The organism is Actinophytocola sp. (assembly GCF_050699915.1).
Taxonomy (GTDB): domain Bacteria; phylum Actinomycetota; class Actinomycetes; order Mycobacteriales; family Pseudonocardiaceae; genus Actinophytocola.
This window is the reverse complement of sequence record NZ_JBOHGA010000103.1, coordinates 15,249-20,679: the sequence shown is the minus strand read 5'-3', so window position 1 is coordinate 20,679 and position 5,431 is coordinate 15,249. Positions and strand designations below refer to the sequence as shown.

Annotated in this window: 5 protein-coding genes and 2 pseudogenes; 5 read left to right on the top strand and 2 right to left on the bottom strand. The window is 71.2% G+C overall.

Annotated elements, in window-relative coordinates; genetic code table 11:
* A pseudogene (locus tag ACRDSK_RS18980) lies at window positions 1–526 on the bottom strand (helix-turn-helix transcriptional regulator); the annotation flags it as partial.
* Between the two features lie 88 nt (window positions 527–614).
* Between ACRDSK_RS18980 and ACRDSK_RS18975 the strand changes: the two are divergent.
* From ACRDSK_RS18975 to ACRDSK_RS18955, 5 genes and pseudogenes are all read left to right on the top strand, one after another.
* Window positions 615–1,046 carry a cupin domain-containing protein gene (locus ACRDSK_RS18975; protein WP_431442423.1) on the top strand — a complete coding sequence of 144 codons (432 nt, stop codon included), beginning with the start codon at window positions 615–617 and terminating at the stop codon, window positions 1,044–1,046.
* Window positions 1,043–1,444 (top strand): DUF1304 domain-containing protein, encoded by a 402-nt coding sequence (locus ACRDSK_RS18970; RefSeq protein WP_431442422.1) that lies wholly within the window; start codon window positions 1,043–1,045, stop codon window positions 1,442–1,444. Before ACRDSK_RS18975 ends, ACRDSK_RS18970 begins: the two co-directional genes overlap by 4 nt.
* A gap of 67 nt (window positions 1,445–1,511) precedes the next feature.
* Window positions 1,512–2,231, top strand: a complete 720-nt coding sequence (locus ACRDSK_RS18965; RefSeq protein WP_431442421.1) for a hypothetical protein — start codon at window positions 1,512–1,514, stop codon at window positions 2,229–2,231.
* 29 nt (window positions 2,232–2,260) lie between these two features.
* Entirely contained in the window at window positions 2,261–3,031 is a 771-nt protein-coding gene (locus ACRDSK_RS18960) for an SDR family NAD(P)-dependent oxidoreductase (protein ID WP_431442420.1), read from the top strand.
* A gap of 220 nt (window positions 3,032–3,251) precedes the next feature.
* Window positions 3,252–3,924 (top strand): annotated as a pseudogene (locus ACRDSK_RS18955) (transposase family protein).
* A 649-nt stretch (window positions 3,925–4,573) separates the two neighbouring features.
* Here ACRDSK_RS18955 and ACRDSK_RS18950 read toward each other — a convergent pair.
* On the bottom strand, window positions 4,574–5,374 hold the full coding sequence (locus ACRDSK_RS18950) for an alpha/beta fold hydrolase (RefSeq protein ID WP_431442419.1): 801 nt from the start codon (window positions 5,372–5,374) through the stop codon (window positions 4,574–4,576).
* Window positions 5,375–5,431 lie beyond the last annotated feature (57 nt).

The following is a 5,431-nucleotide window of genomic DNA, read 5'->3' as shown; positions in this document are numbered from 1 at the left end:
CCTCGGCGCGCACCGCGAGCCGGGTCGCGGCGGCGACCGCCGGGGCGACCGCGCCGAGGAACTCGACCTCCCGCTCGGTGAAGTCCGAGCCGGCGCGGACCAGGCCGCCACCGCCCCAGCACTCGCCGCCGACGGTGAACATCACGCGCAGCTCGTGGTCCAACCCGAGCGGCCGCCAGATCTCGTGCAGCCTGCTGCTGCGCGCGGCCTCGGCGCGGGTCAGCTCGGACAGTCGGGCGACCGGCGCGCCGCGGCGGGCCAGCTCGGCGAAGCGGTGTGGCTCGGTGCGGGAGTACTCGGCCTCGGCGAGCAGCGGCTCGTAGCGCGCCGGGATGCGGGTGTCGCCGCTGGTCATCGAGCCGATCGTGAGTGTCTCGGGGTCGATCATCGCCCAGCACGTCAGTTCGGTGCCGACCTCGCGGCCGACCAGCTCGATCGCGGCGGCGTGCAGCTCGGCGACGCCCGCTCCGGCAGTCGCGAGCGCGGTGACCTCCTGCCGCACGCGACGCGACCGGCTCTCCAACATGCGGCCAGTATGACCTGGTCAGACTGGTAGTGGATATCCCAGATTCCTGGGATCGACCGGCCGCGGGCTCGTGCCTAGCGTCGATGGCATGACGGCACAACTGGTCCACCACAGCGCGGCCGGCGAGGGCGACGAGATCGTCGCTCCGGACGCGACGCTCACCGTGAAGGTCGGCGCCCGGCACACGGGTGGCGGCTACGAGCTGTTCGAGGTCGACGCACAGCGGGGGCTGGCCGGGCCGCCGCACCGCGAGCCGTGGGGCAAGGCGTTCTACCTGTTGCACGGCCGCCTGCTGGTGCAGGTCGACGACGAGGGCTTCGACCTCGCTCCGGGCGCGTCGATCGCCATCCCAGCCGGCGCGCTGAACACGTTCACGGTGCTCACGCCGTCGGCCAGGTTCCTCGTGGTCAGCCTGACCGGTGGGATGGGCGAGTTCCTCGCCGACCTCGCTCGCAGCGCCGCGGCTGGCCTGTCGGTCGAGACAGTGGCCGGCCGGTACGGAGTGGAGGTGTTGACGTGACCGCCGTGGCGCAGGTGTTCGCCCTCGTCGCCGCGGCCGTGCATGTGCTGGCGTTCGTGTGGGAGGTCGTCGTGTTCGGCCGGCCCGGCGTGCACCGGGACATCTTCCGGATCCCGACCGCCGACGTGCCGGCCGCGCGGCTGTGGGCGTTCAACGTCGGGTTCTACAACCTGTTCCTGGCGTCGGGCACGGTGGTCGGAGTGGTCCTGTGGTGGTCCGGTGAGGTCGCCGTCGGGCGGGCGCTGGTGCTGTACACGTGCGCGTTCATGGCGGCCGCCGGGGTGGCACTCTTCGCGTCCGACCGGCTCGCACTGAGCCGGCCGCGCGGGGCGGGAATCGGTGGCTCGATAGCGCAGGCGGTGCCGCCGGCCGTCGCCCTCCTCGCGGCGGTGTGGTGATCCGGCTCGGGTAGCGTCGCGCGCGGTGCGGCCCGCCCCGAGGCCGCGGTGAGGGGACAAGGCGCGAATGTTCGAGCTCGACGTGGCCGATACGCAGTGGACCGACGAGGCCCGCGAGTCGTTCCGGACCGCGGCGGCGGAGTTGGTCGAGGCGATCCGCCAGCACAGCGCGGCGCTGCTGGAGATGGCTGGCACGGACGCCGACGTGGAGGCGATCGCGGAGGCCGGTGAGCAGCTGGAGGCGGCGGCCACCGTGTACGCGGACAAGCAGTTCGAGTTCACCGGCACCGTGCCGCCGCTCGGCCTGGACGAGGAGGACGACTACTCCTACGAGGACTACGAGTCCGACGAGTCCTCCGATGAGTCTGCCGAAGATTACGAGGACTCCGACTCGTCCGAGTCGTCCGAGGAGGCGGCCGAGCCGGGCGCGACGGTGACCGTGCTGCACCGGGCGGACTTCGTGGTGACCGACGAGCTGGCCGTGATCCAGGCCGGCAAGGAGGCGTACTACGAGAGCTGGGATCCCGCCGAGGACTCCGAAGACTCCGAGGACGCCGCCGACGTGACCGACCTGGGTGATGCACTGCAGCAGATCCAGCAGGCGGGCGGCGTCGAGGCCCTGGCCGACACGCCCGGCCTGGTCTCCGCCGGCGCCACGACGTGGATGCTGGAGGCGGCCGACCTGCTCGACGAGCGGGATCCCGACGAGTGGCCAGACTCCCCGTTCGCGCTCGGCGAGGACACGCCGCAGCGGTTGATGTACCGCCTGGACGAGGTCGCGAGCTAGCCGGGCGCGGACGCGGGCATCGTGGAGACATGGCACGTGTACTGATCACCGGATCTGCCGATGGGCTCGGGCTCATGGCCGGTCGCCGGCTGCTCGACGAAGGACACGAGGTGGTCCTGCACGCGCGCAACGAGTCGCGCGCCGCCGACACGCGTGCGGCGGCCCCCGCGGTCGCGGCGGTGCTGGTCGGCGATCTGGTCAGCATCGACGAGACGCGCAAGGTCGCCGAGCAGGCGGCCGCGGCCGGGCCGTTCGATGCCGTGATCCACAACGCCGCGGTCGGCTACCGCGAGCCCCGGCGCGTGGTGACCGCGGACGGGCTGGCGCACGTGTTCGCGATCAACGTGCTCGCGCCGTACCTGCTCACCGCGCTCGTGCCCGTGCCTGCCCGGCTCGTGTACCTCAGCTCCGGCATGCACCGCTCGGTCGACCCGGACCTGGACGACCTCCAGTGGGAGCGCAGGCGCTGGAACGGCTCGCGGGCCTACGCCGAGTCGAAGCTGTACGACACCGTGCTCGCGTTCGGGATCGCGCGCCGCTGGCCGTCGGTCCCGTCGAACGCGGTCGACCCGGGGTGGGTGCCCACCCGGATGGGCGGCCGCGGCGCACCGGACGACATGGCGCAGGGCGCCACCACCCAAACCTGGCTGGCGACGAGCGACGACTCGGCGGCCAAGGGCACCGGCGGCTACTTCCATCACCGCCAGCCGCGCGACAGTCATCCCGCGGCGCACGACCCGCGCGTGCAGGACGGGCTACTCGCCGCATGCGCCACACTGACGGGCGTCGAGATCAGCTGAGTCCCGCTCATCGGCGCCATCGCGGTTCCTCGCCATGGCACACGCGCAGCCAAGCCCACCGGACGAGTCTCCACCGACACGCCACCCGGCGATCCCGTCGCCTGCGCCACATCGACCAGCATCGGGACGCCGCCGACAGGCCGCCGGGCGCTCGCGGCCCTAAGGGTCGCAGTCACGTAACCCGGTGTGGGTTTGGGTGCGCCGTTAGTTGAATGGCGTGGTGCAGGTGATCACGGCGTCGCGGTCGGAGTGGATTGCCCCGTTCACGGGCCTGGAGTCGGGCCAGTTCCGGAAGCTGGTGCGGGTGGTGGCCAGGCGTGGTGGGGACGAGATCGCGGACGGGCGGCCAGGTCGGCAGTGGCGGCTGGACCTGCCTGATCGAGTGCTGCCCGTCGCGACCTACTGGCGAACGAACCTGACCATGCGCCAGCTCGGACCGTTGTTCGGCGTGTCGCATTCCGCAGCGCACCGGCTGGCGGCGCCGTCGAAGAACTACCGGATACTCGTCGAACGTGCAGGTCGCGATCGACGCCGACACCCGCCTGGTCATCGCCACCGGCGACCCGCAACCCGGCAACCGCACCGACTGCACCGTCTACCGCACCTCCGGCACCGATCAACAGCTGGCGGGCCGGCCGGAGATGACTGATGGCGGCTACCAGGGCAACCCCGAGGTGATGCCGTTCCGAAAGCCCCGCGACGGCAACGATCTGCCGGACTGGACAGAAGAAGACCTGAACGCCACCCACCGCAAGACCCGAGCCCGGATCGAGCACACCCTGGCCCGCATGACGTGCTGGAAGATCCTGCGCGACTACCGACGAGCCGCAAGCACACTGGCCGACGCGATATCCGGAATCGCCCACCTCCACAACATCATCCACGCCAACTGACCTCAACACCCGGCGCCACCAGCCACACCACCCGTTACGTGACAACCCTTAGCCACAACGACCGGCGTCATCGGGTGCGCTGCTGGTCACCGCCAGTCCCGCGCTGCCGTTCGGTTTCCACCCGCTCGCGTACGGCCCGACAGCGATCGGCCAAGTCATCCCATCCAGCAACGCCGAGCCAGCGCCGGTCGCGCCGTCCCGTGCTCATCGCACGAGCGCGCAGCGCTGGTCGGTCGGTGGGCCGCCGGTGCGCAGCCCTCGACACGCCGTCCGGCTGCCGGCTACTCGCCGCCGCGCCGCACTGGCCGGCTGCGGGATCGGCTGAGTCATCCCGATCGCAGCGCCGAGTCAGCATGGTGGGGCCGCCACCGCTCCTCGCGCGTGAGCGCCCAGCGCCTACCCACACTCCGGCAAACGGAACGCACTGCCGACACGCTGCCCGGGCTACTCGCCGCCGCCCGCGCCGCGATGACCGGCATCGAAATCGGCTGGGTTCCGATCCCGCAGCGCCGAGCCAGTACTAATGGCACGATCACGTCGATCTCGCGCGCAAGCACGTTCGGCCATGGACAGCCGTGCGCATCTGCCGAAACACCGCCGGTCGTTCGGGCTGCCCGTCGCACGCACCTCGCTTCGGCGTCGGTAGGGGTCAGTCGTTGGCTACCTCCTTCGTGAAGAACTCGTGCAGTACTGGGATCAGCACCGGGGGTGCCACTACGTGCTCCTCTCCTTCCAGGACACGGAACTGCCCCGCTGGCAGGGCGTCCGCCAGTGCACGGTCGGCGGCGATCATCCACTCCGGGGACTCGCCGCCGACAAGAACGAGCGTCGGGGGCGTGACCTTGCGCGCCAGGTCGAGCGGGACCGTCCCGCCGGTCTCGTCACCCATGATCGTCGAGTCGTAGGCGAGTGTGTGGGCGAGCGCGACGGTGTCGGCCCACCATGGCTCACCGCGCCACTCGTCGACCATCGACGACGGTGCGCCGGTGATGGCGAAGAACATGGCCAGCGCGTCGTCCCGACGGCCGGCCTCGAGTAACGCGGTCAGCGAACCGGCGGCGGAGCGTGTCTCCTCCGCCATGTCCGCACCGCCAAACGGGGGCTCGTGTAGCACGGCTCGAGCGATGGGCAAGCCCGCCGCCAGCGCGTGCAGCACGAGCCCGGCGCCGGACGAATGGCCGTACACGAAGGCCGACCCTCCGACCTCCGCCAGCAGCGCCGCCAGGTCCTCGACCTCGCGGGCGACCGCGTATGGCTGCGTGTCCCCGCTGGAGCCCCGGCCCCGGCGGTCGTAGTTGACCACCGTGCAGTGCTGGGCGAGCTCGGCACATACGCTCGCCATCTTGGCTCTGTCACATGTCGCACCGCCGACCACGATCGCCGGCGGACCGGCACCCAGCAGGTCGTAGGCGATGAGCGTGCCGTCGGGGGAAGTCACGTTGTTGGTCATGGCAGGGAAGTTACGTGGGGGGTCTGACAAAAATGGTGCGGTGCCGCCGGATCAGGC

What these genes read in the sequence shown, in the direction of transcription:
- ACRDSK_RS18975 (WP_431442423.1), top strand. Translation starts at nt 615, where the DNA reads ATGACGGCACAACTGGTCCACCACAGCGCGGCCGGCGAGGGCGACGAG.
- ACRDSK_RS18965 (WP_431442421.1), top strand. Translation starts at nt 1,512, where the DNA reads ATGTTCGAGCTCGACGTGGCCGATACGCAGTGGACCGACGAGGCCCGC.
- ACRDSK_RS18960 (WP_431442420.1), top strand. Translation starts at nt 2,261, where the DNA reads ATGGCACGTGTACTGATCACCGGATCTGCCGATGGGCTCGGGCTCATG.
- ACRDSK_RS18950 (WP_431442419.1), bottom strand. Translation starts at nt 5,374, where the DNA reads ATGACCAACAACGTGACTTCCCCCGACGGCACGCTCATCGCCTACGAC.